Annotated in this window: 12 protein-coding genes; 7 read left to right on the forward strand and 5 right to left on the reverse strand. The window is 71.6% G+C overall.

The genetic code is table 11. The features are described from left to right. The first annotated feature begins 7 nt into the window (after window positions 1–7). Together guaB and VR894_RS02085 are read left to right on the forward strand one after the other, a co-directional pair. Window positions 8–1,516 carry an IMP dehydrogenase gene (gene guaB, locus VR894_RS02080; RefSeq protein WP_324649645.1) on the forward strand — a complete coding sequence of 503 codons (1,509 nt, stop codon included), beginning with the start codon at window positions 8–10 and terminating at the stop codon, window positions 1,514–1,516. Between the two features lie 221 nt (window positions 1,517–1,737). Continuing rightward, window positions 1,738–2,478, forward strand: coding sequence for an exonuclease domain-containing protein (locus VR894_RS02085; RefSeq protein ID WP_324649646.1), 741 nt, complete (start codon window positions 1,738–1,740; stop codon window positions 2,476–2,478). 93 nt (window positions 2,479–2,571) lie between these two features. Here the strand turns inward: VR894_RS02085 and VR894_RS02090 are convergent, their stop codons facing one another. Next, a complete protein-coding gene (locus VR894_RS02090; protein ID WP_416380788.1) occupies window positions 2,572–4,410 on the reverse strand; it encodes a phosphoenolpyruvate carboxykinase (GTP) in 1,839 nt (612 codons plus the stop codon). Window positions 4,411–4,533: 123 nt separating this feature from the next. On the opposite strand from VR894_RS02090, the gene VR894_RS02095 reads away from it, so the two are divergent. After that, window positions 4,534–5,979, forward strand: coding sequence for a helix-turn-helix domain-containing protein (locus tag VR894_RS02095; protein ID WP_324649647.1), 1,446 nt, complete (start codon window positions 4,534–4,536; stop codon window positions 5,977–5,979). 395 nt (window positions 5,980–6,374) lie between these two features. On the opposite strand, the gene VR894_RS02100 is transcribed toward VR894_RS02095, so the two are convergent. Further along, window positions 6,375–6,794, reverse strand: coding sequence for a Rieske (2Fe-2S) protein (locus VR894_RS02100; protein ID WP_324649648.1), 420 nt, complete (start codon window positions 6,792–6,794; stop codon window positions 6,375–6,377). 38 nt (window positions 6,795–6,832) lie between these two features. Between VR894_RS02100 and VR894_RS02105 the strand changes: the two genes are divergently transcribed. The 4 genes from VR894_RS02105 (at window position 6,833) to aspA (ending at window position 11,250) form a co-directional block, all read left to right on the forward strand. Then, the gene (locus tag VR894_RS02105; RefSeq protein WP_324649649.1) at window positions 6,833–7,981 is read left to right on the forward strand and encodes a GuaB3 family IMP dehydrogenase-related protein; all 1,149 of its coding nucleotides are present in this window, start codon (window positions 6,833–6,835) and stop codon (window positions 7,979–7,981) included. A 9-nt stretch (window positions 7,982–7,990) separates the two neighbouring features. Next, window positions 7,991–8,260 carry an HPr family phosphocarrier protein gene (locus VR894_RS02110; RefSeq protein WP_324649650.1) on the forward strand — a complete coding sequence of 90 codons (270 nt, stop codon included), beginning with the start codon at window positions 7,991–7,993 and terminating at the stop codon, window positions 8,258–8,260. A 75-nt stretch (window positions 8,261–8,335) separates the two neighbouring features. Further along, window positions 8,336–9,697 (forward strand): class II fumarate hydratase, encoded by a 1,362-nt coding sequence (locus tag VR894_RS02115; protein ID WP_416380801.1) that lies wholly within the window; start codon window positions 8,336–8,338, stop codon window positions 9,695–9,697. Continuing rightward, window positions 9,694–11,250, forward strand: a complete 1,557-nt coding sequence (gene aspA, locus VR894_RS02120; RefSeq protein ID WP_416380802.1) for an aspartate ammonia-lyase — start codon at window positions 9,694–9,696, stop codon at window positions 11,248–11,250. The genes VR894_RS02115 and aspA overlap by 4 nt, the downstream gene beginning before the upstream one ends. 3 nt (window positions 11,251–11,253) lie before the next feature. Here the strand turns inward: aspA and VR894_RS02125 are convergent, their stop codons facing one another. The 3 genes from VR894_RS02125 to VR894_RS02135 form a co-directional block, all read right to left on the reverse strand. Then, window positions 11,254–12,441, reverse strand: coding sequence for an acetate kinase (locus VR894_RS02125; RefSeq protein ID WP_324649653.1), 1,188 nt, complete (start codon window positions 12,439–12,441; stop codon window positions 11,254–11,256). Beyond that, a complete protein-coding gene (gene pta, locus VR894_RS02130; protein WP_324649654.1) occupies window positions 12,438–14,510 on the reverse strand; it encodes a phosphate acetyltransferase in 2,073 nt (690 codons plus the stop codon). The genes VR894_RS02125 and pta overlap by 4 nt, the downstream gene beginning before the upstream one ends. Before the next feature lie 138 nt (window positions 14,511–14,648). Continuing rightward, on the reverse strand, window positions 14,649–17,132 hold the full coding sequence (locus tag VR894_RS02135) for a phosphoketolase family protein (protein ID WP_324649655.1): 2,484 nt from the start codon (window positions 17,130–17,132) through the stop codon (window positions 14,649–14,651). Window positions 17,133–17,169 lie beyond the last annotated feature (37 nt).

The following is a 17,169-nucleotide window of genomic DNA, read 5'->3' on the forward strand; positions in this document are numbered from 1 at the left end:
TCGAGGGGTGAGTGACTCCTCTTCGACCGATCCCTTCGGTCTCACCGGCCTGACCTACGACGACGTCCTGCTGCTCCCCGGGCCGACGGACGTCATCCCGTCCGAGGTGGACACCACGGCACGGCTGACCAAGGACATCACCCTGCGTGTGCCGCTGCTGTCGGCGGCGATGGACACCGTCACCGAGGCGCGCATGGCGATCGCCATGGCCCGCCAAGGCGGGATCGGCATCCTGCACCGCAACCTGTCCATCGAGGCGCAGGCCCAGCAGGTCCAGACGGTCAAGCGGTCCGAGTCGGGCATGATCACCGACCCGGTGACGGTCGCACCGGACGCGACGCTCGCCGACCTCGACGCGCTCTGCGCCCGCTACCGCGTCTCCGGCCTGCCGGTCGTCGACGAGCGGCGCGTGCTCCTGGGGATCATCACCAACCGGGACACCGCCTTCATCGACCCCGCCGAGTTCTCCTCCCGACTCGTCCGCGACGTCATGACCCCGATGCCCCTGGTGACCGGCCCGGTGGGCATCAGCCGCGACGACGCGGCCGGGCTGCTCGCCCGGCACAAGATCGAGAAGCTCCCGCTGGTCGACGACGACGGCGTCCTCCAGGGCCTCATCACGGTCAAGGACTTCGTCAAGTCCGAGCAGTACCCCCACGCCACCAAGGACGGTGAGGGCCGGCTCCGCGTGGGCGCGGCGATCGGCTTCTTCGGCGACGCGTGGGAGCGTGCCACCGCGCTCGTCGAGGCCGGTGTGGACGTCCTCGTGGCCGACACCGCCAACGGGCACGCACGGCTGCTGCTCGAGATGGTCACCCGGCTCAAGACGGACCCGGCGATGAGGCACGTCCAGGTGATCGGTGGGAACGTCGCGACCCGTGAGGGTGCGCAGGCGCTCGTCGACGCGGGCGTGGACGCCGTCAAGGTCGGCGTCGGACCGGGGTCGATCTGCACCACCCGCGTCGTCGCCGGTGTGGGCGTGCCCCAGGTGACGGCCATCCACCTCGCCGCCCAGGCGTGCAAGCCGGCCGGGGTCCCGGTCATCGGTGACGGCGGCCTGCAGTACTCGGGGGACATCGCCAAGGCGCTCGTCGCCGGCGCGGACACGGTGATGCTCGGCTCGCTGCTCGCGGGGTGCGACGAGAGCCCAGGCGACCTCGTCTTCGTCAACGGCAAGCAGTACAAGCACTACCGGGGCATGGGGTCGCTGGGCGCCATGGCCTCCCGCGGGCGGGTGTCCTACTCCAAGGACCGCTACTTCCAGGCCGACGTCGACACCGACGACAAGATCGTGCCCGAGGGCATCGAGGGCCAGGTCCCCTACCGTGGCCCCCTGTCCGCGGTGGCCTACCAGCTCATCGGCGGCCTGCACCAGTCGATGTTCTACGTCGGCGCGCACACGCTCACCGAGCTCGCGGAGAAGGGGCGCTTCGTGCGCATCACCCCCGCCGGGCTGCGGGAGTCCCACCCGCACGACGTCCAGCTCACCGTCGAGGCCCCGAACTACACCCGCTGACGACGGGCCCGCGTGCCCGCCGTGCGCCCGTTCGGCTGACCGTGCGCGCCGTCACGGGCGCGGGGACGGCGCACCGGGTGGGTCGTCGCGCCGTCCCCTGCCACGGCGACCGCCGGCGGGGCGGTGCGTCTCCCCGGCGTGTGCTGACCGGCGATGTCAGTGCCCGCTGGCACAGTGGCCGCCATCGACGACGGCGCACTCGGCGCCCGATGGGAGAGGTCATGAACACCTGGGCGACGGGGCCGTTCCTCGGGTTCGACACCGAGACCACCGGCGTGGACCCACGCCACGACAGGATCGTGACGGCGGCGCTCATCATGCGTGACGCCCGGGGTGTGCGGCAGCGCACCTGGCTCATCGACCCCGGTGTCGAGATCCCCACGGCGGCGAGCGACATCCACGGCATCACCACCGACCACGCGCGTGCCGAGGGCGCGGCCCCGCGCACCGCCCTGGAGGAGATCGCCGCCGAGCTCGTGCGAGCGATCGCCGCGGGCGTGCCCGTCGTTGCCTACAACGCCTGCTTCGACGTCACCCTGCTCGAGCACGAGCTCGCGCGCTGGCAGCTCCCGACCCTCGCCGACCGTCTCGGCAGGGCGCCCGGCCCGGTGCTGGACCCGCTCGTCATCGACCGGGCCCTCGACCGCTACCGGCCGGGCAAGCGCAAGCTCGTCGACCTGTGCGGGCACTACCGGGTCGAGGCGCTGGACCGGCTGCACACGGCCGAGGTCGACGTGCTCGCCACGCTCGAGGTGCTCGACTGCCTGCTCCGGGCGTTCCCCGAGCTGGGCGTGCGCACGCCGGAGGAGCTGCACGAGTGGCAGCGCGCCTGCCACCGGGAGTGGGCCACCGGGTTCAACGACTGGCGCACGCGCCGGGGCCTGGACGGTCCGGGTGCCGACCTCGAGTGGCTGCCATCGCTGGAGCCGGCCGCCCTCAGCGCTGCGGCGCCGGTCGCCTGACGCGGGGCCCGGCCCGGCCGACCGGTGGGTCGAGCCGGGCCGGGCCCGGCGCCGGGACGCGCCGCACCGGGGGTGCGCCCGGCGCGGCGCGGGTCACTCCGCCGACGCGAGCCGCTCCCGCAGCGCCGCCAGCTGCTCGGGCATCTCCGCGGGCAGCCTGGCGCCGAAGGTGGCGAAGTACTCCTCGGTCTGGGCGGCCTCGTCCGCCCATGCTCGGCCGTCGACCGCGAAGAGCTCGCGGACGTCGGCCTCGTCGATGTCCAGCCCCTCGAGGTCGAGGTCCCCGTCGAGCGGCAGCCGCCCGGTGACGCCGTCGCGCGCGTCGACGGTGCCGGCGACCCGCCCGGCGATCCAGGCGATCACCCGGGAGTTCTCACCGAAGCCGGGCCACAGGAAGCGGCCGTCCTCACCCTTGCGGAACCAGTTCACCTGGAAGATCCGCGGTGCCCGCTCGCCGAGACGCTCACCCATGCGGAGCCAGTGGGACCAGTAGTCGGCCATGTTGTAGCCGCAGAACGGCAGCATGGCGAAGGGGTCGCGGCGCAGCGCCCCGACGGTGCCCTCCGCGGCCGCGGTCTGCTCGGAGGAGACGGTGGCGCCCATGAACACCCCGTGCTCCCAGTCGTAGGCCTCGGCGACCAGCGGCACGTTCGTCGCGCGGCGCCCGCCGAAGAGGATGGCGTCGACCGGAACCCCGGCCAGGTCCTCCCACTCCGGTGCGATCGACGGCGCCTGGTCGGCGCGGACGGTGAAGCGCGAGTTGGGGTGCGCCGCCGGGCGCCCGCTGTCGGGCGTCCAGTCGTTGCCCTGCCAGTCGACGAGGTGGGCGGGAGGCTCGTCGGTGAGCCCCTCCCACCAGACGTCGCCGTCGTCGGTGAGCGCCACGTTGGTGAAGATGACGTCGCGCCCCAGGGCGGCGACCGCCGTCGGGTTGGTGGACTCGCCGGTGCCCGGGGCAACGCCGAAGAAGCCCGCCTCCGGGTTGATCGCGCGCAGCCGGCCGTCCGGGCCCGGGCGCATCCACGCGATGTCGTCACCGATCGTCTCCGCCGTCCAACCGGGGACCGTCGGGTTGAGCATCGCGAGGTTCGTCTTGCCGCACGCCGACGGGAAGGCCGCCGCCACGTGGAAGGTCTTGCCCTGCGGGTCGGTGACCTTCAGGAGCAGCATGTGCTCGGCCAGCCAGCCCTCGTCACGGCCCATCACCGAGGCGATGCGCAGCGCGTAGCACTTCTTGCCGAGCAGGGCGTTGCCGCCGTAGCCGGAGCCGTAGGACCAGATCTCCCGCGTCTCGGGGAAGTGGGTGATGTACTTCGTGTCGCTGCACGGCCAGACGACGTCGGGGCGCTCCACGCCGTCGTCGTCGACGAGCGGGTAGCCGACGGAGTGGACGGCGGGCACCCAGGGTGCGCCCTGCTCGATCTGCTCGAGGGCGGCCGCCCCCATCCGGGTCATGATGCGCATGGAGACGACGACGTAGGGGGAGTCGGTGATCTCGACGCCCAGCTGGGAGATCGGCCCACCGATCGGTCCCATCGAGAACGGCACGACGTACATCGTGCGCCCGCGCATCGAGCCGGCGAACACCCCGGCGAGCTCCTCGCGCATCGCCGCCGGCTCGGCCCAGTTGTTCGTCGGGCCGGCGTCCTCCTTCCGCTCGGAGCAGATGAAGGTGCGTGACTCGACCCGCGCGACGTCCGAGGGCGCGGAACGGGCGAGGTAGCTGCCCGGCCGCTTCTCCTCGTCGAGGGCGATGAAGGTGCCGGCGGCGACCAGCTCGGCGTTGAGCCGGTCGCGCTCGTCCTGGGACCCGTCGCACACGTAGATGCTGTCCGGCTGCGTGAGGTCGGCGATCGTGGCGATCCACTCGACGAGCTCGGGCGACTCGACGGTCAGGCCGTGCATGACGGGGGCGGGCGTGGCGGTGATCATGGGTCTCCTCCGTGCGGCGGAGCGCCGGTCGGCACCCCGTGTGTTCCACCCTCCTCGCCATTCCAGGGGGTTTCCACTGGTGGTGCACGACAAAAACTGCGAAAGTTTCGTTACAGTCAACCCATGTCGCCGGCAGACCCCCTCGTCCTCGGACGTCGCATCCGGCACGCGCGGGGGCGTGCCGGTCTGACGCTGCGGGAGCTCGCCGCGGCAACGGGGTCGACGACGAGCCACCTGTCCCTGCTCGAAAACGGGCACCGTGAGCCCCGCCTGTCCCTGCTCACCGCGATCGCGGGCGCGCTGGACGTCGCGGTCGCCGACCTCCTCGCCCCCGAGCCGCCGCCGGACCGGCGTGCCGAGCTGGAGATCGAGCTCGAGCGGGCGCAGCGCTCGCCGCTCTTCGCCTCCCTCGGCGTGCCACCGGTCCGGCCCGGGCGCCGGCTGCCGATGGACGCCCTGGAGTCGCTCGTCGCGCTCCACCGGGAGGTCGACCGCCGTGCCCGAGCCGTGATCGCGACCCCGCTCGAGGCACGGCGGATCAACACCGAGCTGCGGCTCGAGATGCAGCGCCGGAACAACTACCTGCCCGAGATCGAGGAGGTGGCCGAGGAGTGGGTGCGAGCGGCCGGGTACCGGGGCGGTGCCCTCACCCACCACCAGGTCGCCCTCATGGCCGAGCGTCTCGGCTTCACGATCATCCACGTCGACGATCTGCCGCACTCCACACGCACGGTCACCGACCTGCGCAACGGGCGGATCTACCTGCCGCCGGCATCCATCCCCGGCGGCTACGGGCTGCGCTCGCTCGCCTTGCAGGCGATGGCGCACCGGCTCTTCGGGCACCAGCGCCCCGGCGACTACGGCGACTTCCTGCGCCAGCGCCAGGACATCGCCTACTTCACCGCCTGCTGCCTCATGCCCCGCTTCGCCGCGATCACGCACCTCACCGCGAAGAAGAAGGACAAGGACCTCGCGATGGAGGACTTCCGTGACTCCTTCGGGGTCACCCACCACTCCGCGGCGCAGCGCTTCTCCAACCTCGCGACCGAGCACCTGGACATCCCGGTCCACTTCATCCGCGCCGGCGACGACGGCGCCCTGTACCGCGGGTACGAGAACGACGGCGTACCGCTGCCCACCGACGCCTCCGGGGCGATCGAGGGGCAGCCGCTGTGCCGCCAGTGGGCGGCGCGGGCAGCCTTCACCCGACGCAACCGCACGACCGAGTTCGCTCAGTACACCGACACGCCGGCCGGCACCTACTGGTGCAGCACCCAGACCGGGACCGGACGCGAGTCGCAGTTCTCCATCACCCTCGGCGTTCCCTTCGCGCACGCGAAGTGGTTCCGCGGTCGGGAGACGACCCGGCGCGCGGCGTCCACGTGCCCGGACGAGGCGTGCTGTCGCCGTCCGGCTCCCGACCTCACCGAGCGCTGGCGCGACCACTCCTGGCCGAGCGCGAAGATGCACGCCCACGTGCTCAGCCCGCTGCCGTCGGGCTCCTTCCCCGGGGTCGACGACACCGAGGTGTTCGAGTTCCTCGAGTCCCACGCCGCCGAGCACGACTGAGCAGCGCCCCGCTCCGCCTTTGCTCGCCGACAGCAGACTTGTTGTGCTGGAGCCTGCCTGCCCAGTCGGAGTTGCCACGAGCGCAACGAGACACGAGCGCAACGAGACCTGGCGCCGAGAGCGGACTTGTTGTCAGCACGGCTGAGCTCGCGGCGAAGGTGGATCCGTCGCAGCACGACGAGCTTGCGCCGAGGTGGACCAGTCGCTGCGAGTCAGCCGTTCGGCAACAACTCTGCTGTTGGCGAGGGGGTGGGGGGGGGGAACAACTCTGCTATCGGCGAGCGGGTGGGGGCAACAACTCTGCTGTCGGCGAGAGGGGTGGGGGGCAACAACTCTGCTGTCGGCGAGCGGGTGGGGGGCAACAACTCTGCTGTCGGCGAGAGGGGTGGGGGTGGTCAGCCGACGACGACGTCGCCGGACTCGATCCGGGCGGGCACCCGGGTGAGGGGCTCCTCCGCCGGGCCCTGGAGGACCGCCCCGTCGACGGCCGCGAAGGTCGAGCCGTGGCAGGGGCACACGAGGTTCTCCCGCTCCCGCCGCACCGTGCAGCCCTGGTGGGTGCACACCGCGCTGAGGACGACGACCTCGTCCTCGGCCGGCCGCGTGACGACGAGCTCGGCGCCCTCGCTCGTCGTCACCGCTGCCGACTGCCCGACGGGCACCTCCGACACCGGCAGCAGGCGCTCACCGGGTCGAGGCAGCGGTGGGGCCTCCTCCTCGCCCGCGCAGGACGCGAGGGCGAGGGTCGCGGCCCCGGCGCCGGCCCATACGAGCACCTGGCGCCGGGACGGGTGACGGGGAGGAGGACAGGCCATGGGCCGCAATCTACCGACCGCCGGGTAACCTGGCGTGCGTGAGCAACGAGATCGAGATCGGCCGCGGCAAGCGGGGGCGACGGGCCTACTCCTTCGACGACGTCGCCGTCGTCCCGTCCCGGCGCACGAGAGACCCCCAGGACGTGTCGGTCGGCTGGCAGATCGACGCCTACTACGTCGACATCCCGGTGCTCGCCGCGCCCATGGACTCGGTGATGAGTCCCGCGACGGCCATCCTGCTCGGCAAGCTCGGCGGCATCGGGGTCCTCGACCTCGAGGGGCTGTGGACCCGCTACGAGGACCCCGAGCCGCTGTTCGCGGAGATCGCCTCCCTCGAGGGGGGTGCCGTCACGTCCCGGATGCAGGAGATCTACGCCCAGCCGATCGTTCCCGAGCTCATCACCCGCCGGCTCCACGAGATCCGCGCCGCGGGCGTCACCGTCGCCGGCAAGCTCTCGCCGCAGAGCACCCAGGAGCACTGGCGCACCGTCGTCGAGGCCGGGGTCGACCTCTTCGTCATCCGCGGGACGACGGTCTCCGCGGAGCACGTCTCCTCCACCGCCGAGCCGCTCAACCTCAAGCGCTTCATCTACGAGCTCGACGTGCCCGTCGTCGTCGGCGGTGCCGGCACGTACACGGCGGCGCTGCACCTCATGCGGACCGGCGCGGCCGGTGTGCTCGTCGGCTTCGGGGGCGGTGCCGCCCACACGACCCGCACCTCGCTCGGCATCCACACCCCGATGGCCACCGCCGTCGCCGACGTCGCCGCGGCCCGCCGCGACTACCTCGACGAGTCCGGCGGGCGCTACGTCCACGTCATCGCCGACGGTGGCGTCGGCCGCTCCGGCGACCTCGTCAAGGCCGTGGCCTGCGGTGCCGACGCCGTCATGCTCGGCTCCTCCCTCGCCCGCGCCCAGGAGGCGCCCGGCCGGGGCTGGCACTGGGGCTCGGAGGCCCACCACCCGCAGCTGCCCCGCGGTGAGCGGGTCCGGGTCGGGACCGTCGGCTCCCTCGAGCAGATCCTGCACGGCCCCAGCGACCAGCCGGACGGGACCGTCAACCTCATCGGTGCGCTGCGACGTGCCATGGCCACCACCGGGTACTCCGACCTCAAGGAGTTCCAGCGGGTGGAGGTCGTCGTCTCGCCGTACGCCCCCAACAGCCCCTACACCCCCAACAACCGGTAGGAGTCACCCATGGCAGAGCGCACTGTCACCATCGGCTCGAAGGTCGGGCTCCACGCCCGGCCGGCGTCCCTCTTCGTCAAGGCGGCCGGCGAGACCGGTCTCCCGGTCAAGATCAGCAAGGACGGCAGCGACCCGGTCGACGCGACGAGCATCCTCGGCGTCATGACCCTCGGCGCGAAGTACCAGGAGAGCGTGACGATCACGGCCGAGGGCGACGGCGCCGACGAGGCCCTGGACTCCCTCGCCGAGCTGCTGAGCTCGGACCTCGACGAGAAGTAACCCCCCCGCACCCCCACCAGCTTTGGAGCAGCAGTGACGCAGGACGAAGCCGACTTCCGGATCGAGCACGACACGATGGGGGAGGTGCGGGTCCCCCGCGGGGCGCTCTACAGCGCGCAGACGCAGCGTGCGGTGGAGAACTTCACCATCTCCGGGACGCGGCTGTCACGTCACCACATCGCGGCGCTGGCCCAGATCAAGCGCGCAGCGGCGCTGACCAACGCCGAGCTCGGCGTCATCGAGGAGGACGTCGCTCGCGCCATCGCCGAGGCCGCGGAGCAGGTCATCACGGGGGAGCACGACGAGCACTTCCCGGTGGACGTCTTCCAGACCGGCTCCGGCACGTCGTCGAACATGAACACCAACGAGGTCGTCGCCAACATCGCGGCCACCCTGCTGGGACGGTCGGTCCACCCCAACGACCACGTCAACGCCTCGCAGTCGTCCAACGACGTCTTCCCCTCCTCGATCCACATCGCCGCGACCGAGGCGGTCGTCAAGGAGCTGGTCCCGGCCCTGCAGGCTCTGGCCGCCTCCCTCGAGGCCAAGGCGGCGGAGTTCACCGACGTCGTCAAGGCGGGGCGCACCCACCTCATGGACGCCACCCCCGTCACCCTCGGGCAGGAGTTCGGCGGCTACGCGGCGCAGATCCGCCTCGGCATCGAGCGCGTCGAGGCAGCCCTGCCCCGTCTCGCCCAGCTCGCGCTCGGTGGCACCGCCGTGGGCACCGGCATCAACACGCCGCTCGGCTTCGCCCCCCGCGTCATCACGCTCATCGCCGAGCACACCGGCCTGCCGGTCACCGAGGCGAAGAACCACTTCGAGGCGCAGAGCGCCCAGGACAGCGCCGTGGAGATGTCCGGTGCGCTGCGGACCGTCGCGGTCTCGCTCGTCAAGATCTGCAACGACCTCCGCTGGATGGGCTCCGGCCCGAACACCGGGCTGGGCGAGATCGCCATCCCGGACCTGCAGCCGGGCTCCTCGATCATGCCGGGCAAGGTCAACCCGGTGATCCCCGAGGCCACCGCGATGGTCTGCGCCCAGGTCATCGGCAACGACGCGACCATCGCCTTCGCGGGCACCACCGGGTCCTTCGAGCTCAACGTCATGCTCCCGGTCATCGCCCGGAACCTGCTCGAGTCGATCACGCTCCTGGCCAGCTCGAGCGTCGCGCTGGCCACCCGCACGGTGGACGGCATCACCGCGAACGTCGAGCGTGCCCGCGCCCTGGCGGAGTCCTCGCCGTCGATCGTCACGCCCCTCAACCGGGTCATCGGCTACGAGGCCGCCGCGGCCATCGCCAAGCACGCGGTGGCCAACGGCACGACCGTCCGCGAGGCCGTCGAGGCACTGGGCTACGTGGAGCGCGGTGAGATCACGCCGGAGCAGCTCGACGCCGCCCTCGACGTGGCCTCGATGACCCGCCCCGCGCGCTGATGGCGGCCACGCGGACCGAGGAGGACCTGCTCGGCCAGCGCGAGATCCCCGGCGAGGTCTACTGGGGCATCCACACGCTGCGGGCGGTGGAGAACTTCGCGCTCTCCGGGACGAGGGTGCGCGACCTGCCCGACCTCGTGCGGGGCATGGTGCTGGTCAAGAAGGCCTCGGCACTGACCAACCGGGAGCTGCGCACCCTGCCGCGGGACGTCGCCGACGCCATCGTCGGCGCGTGCGACGAGATGCTCGAGACCGGCCGGTGTCTCGACCAGTTCCCCGTCGACGTCTACCAGGGCGGCGCGGGCACCTCGGTGAACATGAACGTCAACGAGGTCATCGCCAACCTCGCCCTCGAGCGGCTCGGGCTGCCCAAGGGACGCTACGACGTCGTCCACCCCAACGACCACGTCAACAAGAGCCAGTCGACCAACGACGCCTACCCGACCGGGCTGCGGATCGCGGTCCACCAGGCCGTCGACCGGCTCAAGGACCGCCTCGAGGCGCTCGCGGCCACGCTCACCGCCAAGGGCCACGAGTTCTCCCACGTGCTCAAGATGGGCCGCACCCAGCTGCAGGACGCCGTCCCGATGACGCTGGGGCAGGAGTTCGCGGCCTTCGCCGCGCTCATCACCGAGGAGCTGCTCAACCTCCGGCGCAACCAGGCGCTGCTCCTGGAGGTCAACCTCGGCGCGACGGCGATCGGCACCGGGCTCAACACCCCGCCCGGGTACACCGTGCGGGCGGTCGCGAACCTCGCCGAGGTGAGTGGTCTGCCCGTGGTCCGCTCGGAGAACCTCATCGAGGCGACGTCCGACACCGGTGCCTACGTCTCGATGCACGCCGCGCTCAAGCGGGTGGCGGTCAAGGTCGGCAAGATCTGCAACGACCTGCGGCTGCTCTCCTCCGGGCCGCGGGCCGGCCTGGGTGAGATCAACCTGCCGGAGATGCAGGCCGGCTCCTCGATCATGCCGGCCAAGGTCAACCCGGTGATCCCCGAGGTCGTCAACCAGGTGTGCTTCAGCGTCATCGGCAACGACACGACGGTGACGATGGCGGCCGACGCGGGCCAGCTGCAGCTCAACGTCATGGAGCCGGTCATCGCGACGGCGACCTTCGAGTCGATCTCCCTGCTCACCCGGGCGTGCGACACCCTCGACCGGCGGTGCGTCGCCGGCGTCACCGCCAACGAGGACGTGTGCCGGGAGAACGTGATGAACTCGATCGGCCTGGTGACCTTCCTCAACCCGATCATCGGGCACCACAACGGTGACCGGGTGGGCCGCGAGGCCGCCCGGACCGGGCGGGGGGTGCGCGACATCGTCCTCGAGTGGGGCCTGCTCACCGAGGAGGAGATCGACGAGGTGCTGTCGGCCGAGAACCTCATGCGCCCGCGGTTCCGCGGCACCTACTACGGCGAGGACCCGCTCGTCATCGCACCGACGGCCGACGACGCCGACGACGACGGCACGCCAGCGCGCGAGGACGGGTCAGCGTCCGACCCGGACTCGACCGAGGGGGGCGAGCTCGAGGAGGAGTCCGGCACCGCCGGCTGACGGTCAGAGCAGCGAGAGGGTCTGCTGGGCGATCTCCTGCTCCTCGCGGGTGGGCACGACGAGCACGGTGACCGCCGAGGAGTCGGTGGAGACGACCTTCGGCTCCTTCACGCGCCCGGCGTTGCGCTCGGGGTCGAGCTCGATGCCGAGGAACTCCAGGCCCGCCAGCGCCTCGGAGCGGACGATGTCGTCGTTCTCCCCGATGCCCGCGGTGAAGGTCAGCACGTCGAGGCCACCCATGACGGCGGCGTAGGCGCCGATGTACTTGCGCAGCCGGTGGCTGTAGACGTCGAGCGCGAGGCGGGCCGCGGCGTCCCCCTCGGCGACGAGCCGGTGGATCTCGCGGACGTCGTTGTGCCCCGCGAGCCCCTTGAGCCCGGAGCGGCGGTTGAACAGGTCGTCGATCTCGTCGACGCCCATCCCGGCGTTGCGGTGCAGGTGGAAGATGACGGCGGGGTCGATGTCGCCGGTGCGCGTGCCCATGACGAGGCCCTCGAGGGGCGTCATCCCCATCGACGTGTCGACGGCCCGGCCACCGACCACGGCGGAGGCCGACGCGCCGTTGCCGAGGTGCAGGACGATCTGGCGCAGCTCGGCGAGCGGTCGCCCGACGACCTCGGCCGCCGTGCGGGACACGTACTGGTGGGAGGTGCCGTGGGCCCCGTAGCGGCGGACCCGGTACCTCGTCGCCACCTCGCGGTCGAGCGCGTAGGTCGCCGCGGAGTCGGGGAGCTCGGAGAAGAACGCGGTGTCGAAGACTGCGACGTGGGGGACGTCCGGGAGCAGCTCACGGGCCACCTCGATGCCACGCAGGTTGGCCGGGTTGTGCAGCGGCCCGAGCGGGATGAGCTCCTCGATGTCGGCGAGCACCTTCTCGTCCACGAGGACGGGCCCGGAGTAGCGGGCACCGCCCTGGACCACCCGGTGTCCCACCGCGACGATCCCCGCGCTGGCGAGGTCGGGCCCGACCTCGGCGAAGAGCTCGAGCACCCGGCGCAGGCCGGCGCCGTGGTCGGGCACCGGCTCGGCGAGCGTGGTGTCCTTGCCGCGGTAGGTGTGGCGCAGGTGCCCCGAGCCCTCGCCGATGCGCTCGACGAGGCCGGAGGCGACGACGGTGCCCTCGTCCGGCTCGATGAGCTGGTACTTGATCGAGGAGGAGCCGGAGTTGATGACTAGGACGGTGCTGCTCACTGCTGCTCCTCGCTGGCCTGCGCCTGGATGGCGGTGATGGCCACGGTGTTGACGATGTCGCCCACGAGGGCGCCCCTGGACAGGTCGTTGACGGGCTTGTTCAGGCCCTGGAGGACCGGTCCGATCGCGACGGCGCCCGCCGAGCGCTGCACCGCCTTGTAGGTGTTGTTGCCCGTGTTGAGGTCGGGGAAGATGAAGACGGTCGCGCGCCCCGCGACGTCGGACTCCGGGAGCTTGGTCTGCGCGACCGAGGCGTCCACGGCGGCGTCGTACTGGATCGGTCCCTCGACGGAGAGGTCGGGGCGGCTCTCGCGGACGATCGTCGTGGCGGCACGCACCTTGTCGACCTCCGCGCCGCTGCCGGACGTGCCCGTCGAGTAGGACAGCATCGCGATCCGGGGCTCGATCCCGAACTGGGCGGAGGTCTCCGCGGAGGAGATCGCGATGTCGGCGAGCTGCTCGGCGTCGGGGTCGGGGTTGACGGCGCAGTCGCCGTAGACGAGGACGCGGTCGGCCAGGCACATGAGGAACACCGAGGAGACGATCGAGGTGCCCGGACGGGTCTTGATGATCTCGAAGGACGGCTTGATGGTGTGCGCCGTCGTGTGCCGCGCGCCGGAGACCATGCCGTCGGCGTGACCCAGGTGCACCATCATCGTGCCGAAGTACGAGACGCTCGGCATGATCTCCAGTGCCCGCTCCATCGTCATGCCCCGGTGGGCACGCAGCGCCGTGTACTCCCGCGCGAAGGGCTCGAGGAGCTCGCTCGTGCGCGGGTCGACGACGGCGGCGGCGTCGATGTCCAGGCCCAGCTCGCTCGCCCGGCCGCGGACGTCGCTCTCGACACCGAGGAGGGTGAGGTCGGCGACGCCCCGGGAGAGCAGCGTGCTCGCCGCCCGTAGGATGCGGTCGTCGGTCCCCTCCGGCAGCACGATGTGTTTGCGGTCCGTGCGGGCCCGCTCGATGAGCTCGGCCTCGAACATCAGGGGCGTGACGACGCTGCTGCGGGGCACGTCGAGGGCCGCGAGCACCGACTCACCGTCGACGCTGCGCTCGAAGGCGCTCAGCGCGAGGTCCCGCTTGCGCTGGCTGCCGCGCGAGATGAGCCCGCGGGTGGTCGAGGCGATGCGGGCCGACTCGTAGGTGTTGTGCTCGGTGGTGACGATCGGCAACGACCGGCCCAGCCCCTCGACGAGGGTGCCGACGGCGGCGTTGGGCTGGTACCCGCCGTTGAGGACGATGCCCGCGAGCGAGGGGAAGTTCTGGGAGGCGTGCGCGGCGGCCAGCGCGATGAGGACCTCGGAGCGGTCACCGGCGGCGATGGCCACCTGCCCCTCCTTGAGCCGCTCGAGGATGTGCTCGACGTTCATGCCGCACACGAGGATCGACTCCGCCTCACGGGCGAGGAGGGCGTCGTCACCCGCGATGACCGTGCCGTCGAGCGCCTCGACGAGGTCCCCCATCGTCGCGGCGGACAGCAGGGGCAGCTCGGGGAAGGTCCAGACGGGCACGCTGAGCCGCGACAGGGCCTGCTGCACCTCGTCGACGCGCTCCGGCTCGCAGCGGTTGATGGCGACGGCGGCGATGCTCGCGTGGTCGGAGCGCAGCTCGCTGCTGGCGATGTCGACGACCTGCTCGATCTCCTCGACCGTGCGGTCCAGCGCACGGACCGCGAGGAGGACGGGCGCCCCGAGGTTCGCGGCCACCCGCCCGTTGAACGCCAGCTCGGCCGGTCCGGCGACGTCGGTGTAGTCCGAGCCGACGATGACGACGATGTCGCTGCGCTGCTCCACCGCGTGGAAGCGCTGGACGATGCGGCTCAGCGCCGCGTTCTCGTCGGCGTGGACCTCGTCGTAGGTGACCCCGACGCAGTCCTCGTAGGGCAGGTCGACGCCGTCGTGCGAGAGCAGCAGCTCCAGGACGTTGTCCCGCTCGGTGCCGGCGGGCACGACCGGTCGGAAGATCCCGACGCGCTCCACCCGCCGGACGAACAGGTCGACGAGCCCGAGGGCGATGATCGACTTGCCGGTGTGCCCCTCCGGTGAGGCGATGTAGATGCTGCGCGCCACGACGTCTCCTTCCGTGCTGGCCGGACGACCGCCCAGCCAGTCTCTCCCGCCGGTCCGAGCGGGCCCCGGGACTTTGTCCCGGTTGTCCGTGTGTGTCGGGCCACACCGGCCGCGCTGCGCGGCCGGTGCGGCGACCGCCTACTCGTTGTCCGCCCCGGTGTCGTACTGGGGGCCGCCTGCCGCGGTCCCCGTCTCCCCGACGTCCGGCCACTGCCACTCGGCGACCTCGGGGATGTCGGTGCCGTGCTCGCGGGTGTACCGCCGTGCCGCCAGCCGGGCGTCGGACATCCGCTGCCGCAGCCCCGCGTGCCGCGACCCGAGGCCGGGCACCCGGTCGATGACGTCCATGACCAGGTGGTAGCGGTCGAGGTCGTTGAGCATGACCATGTCGAAGGGGGTGGTCGTCGTGCCCTTCTCCTTGTAGCCGCGCACGTGGAGGTGCTTGTGGCCGGTGCGGCGATAGGTGAGCCGGTGGATGAGCCACGGGTAGCCGTGGTAGGCGAAGATCACCGGCTTGTCGGTCGTGAAGACCGTGTCGAAGTCCCGGTCGCTCATCCCGTGCGGGTGCTCGGTGACGTCCTGGAGGCGCATGAGGTCGACGACGTTGACCACCCGCACCCGCAGCTCCGGCAGGTGGCGGCGCAGCAGGTCGGCCGCCGCGAGGACCTCCAGGGTGGGGATGTCGCCGGCGCAGGCGAGGACGACGTCGGGGTCGCTGCCCTCCTCCTCGGTGCCCGCCCACTCCCAGATGCCCACCCCGCGGCTGCAGTGGTCCAGGGCCTCCTCCATCGTGAGGAAGTCCGGGCCGGGCTGCTTCCCGGCGACGACGACGTTGACGTACTGGCGGGTGCGCAGCACGTGGTCGTAGGTCGCGAGCAGGGTGTTGGTGTCCGGCGGCAGGTAGACGCGCACGACGTCGGCGCCCTTGTTGACGACGTGGTCGATGAACCCCGGGTCCTGGTGGGAGAAGCCGTTGTGGTCCTGGCGCCACACGTGCGAGCTGAGCAGGTAGTTCAGCGAGGCGATGGGGCGTCGCCACGGCAGCTCGCCGGTCACCTTGAGCCACTTGAGGTGCTGGTTGACCATCGAGTCGACGATGTGGATGAAGGCCTCGTAGGACGTGAACAGGCCGTGGCGGCCGGTGAGGAGGTAGCCCTCGAGCCAGCCCTGGCACTGGTGCTCGGAGAGCACCTCCATCACCCTCCCGACGCGCGCCAGGTGCTCCTCGCGGTCCGTCGGAAGGAGGTCGGCGTTCCACTGCTTGGCGGTGACGTCGTAGACGGCCTGGAGCCGGTTGGACGCCACCTCGTCCGGCCCGAAGAGCCGGAAGTTGTCCGGGTTGCGCCGCATGACCTCGGTGAGCCACTGGCCCAGCACCCGGGTGGACTCGGTGACCGACGCGCCCGGTGCGGGGACGTCGACGGCGAAGTCACCGACGTCCGGGAGGCGCAGGTCGCGCAGCAGCAGCCCGCCGTTGGTGCTCGGGTTGTCGCTCATCCGCAGTGGTCCCGCGGGGGCGAGGGAGGCGACGTCCTCGACGAGGCGGCCGTCGTCGTCGAAGAGCTCCTCGGGCCGGTAGCTCCTCATCCAGTCCTCGAGGACCTGCATGTGCTCGGGGGTGTCGCGTGCGTTCGCCAGCGGCACCTGGTGCGACCGCCACGAGCCCTCGACCTGCTGGCCGTCGACGGTGTCGGGGCAGGTCCAGCCCTTGGGGGTGCGCAGCACGATCATCGGCCACCGGGGCCGCTCCACCTCCTCCGGGTCGGTCTCCGCGGCCTGCTGCTTGATCTGGGCGATCTCGTCGAGGACCTCGTCGAGGAGAGCCGCGAACCGGGCGTGGACGGAGGCGTGGCCCTCGTCGTCGAAGCCGGCGGTGAAGACGTAGGGCCGGTGGCCGTAGCCGCGCATGAGGTCGGTGAGCTCGTCCTCGTCGATGCGGGCGAGCACCGTGGGGTTGGCGATCTTGTACCCGTTGAGGTGCAGGATCGGCAGCACGACGCCGTCGGTGCGCGGGTTGAGGAACTTGTTGGAGTGCCAGCTCGCGGCGAGCGGACCGGTCTCGGCCTCGCCGTCGCCCACCACCGCGAACGCGAGCAGGTCGGGATTGTCGAAGACGGCGCCGTAGGCGTGTGACAGCGCGTAGCCGAGCTCGCCACCCTCATGGATCGAGCCGGGGGTCTCCGGCGCGACGTGGGAGGGGATGCCGCCGGGGAAGGAGAACTGGCGGAAGAGGCGGCGCAGCCCCTCGGTGTCCTGGGTGATGTCGGAGTAGATCTCGGAGTACGTGCCCTCGAGGTAGGTGTTGGCCACCAGGCCCGGCCCGCCGTGGCCGGGGCCGGTGATGTACATGGCCGGCTGCTCGTGGTCGCGGATCGCGCGGTTGGCGTGGGCGTAGATGAAGTTGAGACCGGGCGTGGTGCCCCAGTGACCGAGGAGCCGGGCCTTGACGTGGTCCGCCTGCAGGGGGTCGCGAAGGAGCGGGTTGTCGCGCAGGTAGATCTGCCCGACCGACAGGTAGTTGGCGGCGCGCCACCACGCGTCGATGCGGGCGAGCGTGGCGTCGTCGGTGCCCTGCTCGTTGCGGCGGCGCCACACGGCGGCGGAGACGGGGGCGGTGGTCATGGGTGAGCTCTCCCTGTGTCGTCGGTCACGGTCCAGC

The sequence above is a fragment of the Georgenia sp. H159 genome (genome assembly GCF_035607575.1).
Lineage (GTDB): Bacteria > Actinomycetota > Actinomycetes > Actinomycetales > Actinomycetaceae > Oceanitalea.

Bases quoted from the DNA above. Each gene is read 5' to 3' on its own strand.
- VR894_RS02110 (WP_324649650.1), top strand. From the start codon at position 7,991: ATGGCAGAGCGCACTGTCACCATCGGCTCGAAGGTCGGGCTCCACGCC.
- VR894_RS02115 (WP_416380801.1), top strand. From the start codon at position 8,336: ATGGGGGAGGTGCGGGTCCCCCGCGGGGCGCTCTACAGCGCGCAGACG.
- VR894_RS02100 (WP_324649648.1), bottom strand. From the start codon at position 6,794: ATGGCCTGTCCTCCTCCCCGTCACCCGTCCCGGCGCCAGGTGCTCGTA.
- VR894_RS02085 (WP_324649646.1), top strand. From the start codon at position 1,738: ATGAACACCTGGGCGACGGGGCCGTTCCTCGGGTTCGACACCGAGACC.
- VR894_RS02090 (WP_416380788.1), bottom strand. From the start codon at position 4,410: ATGATCACCGCCACGCCCGCCCCCGTCATGCACGGCCTGACCGTCGAG.
- VR894_RS02135 (WP_324649655.1), bottom strand. From the start codon at position 17,132: ATGACCACCGCCCCCGTCTCCGCCGCCGTGTGGCGCCGCCGCAACGAG.
- VR894_RS02095 (WP_324649647.1), top strand. From the start codon at position 4,534: ATGTCGCCGGCAGACCCCCTCGTCCTCGGACGTCGCATCCGGCACGCG.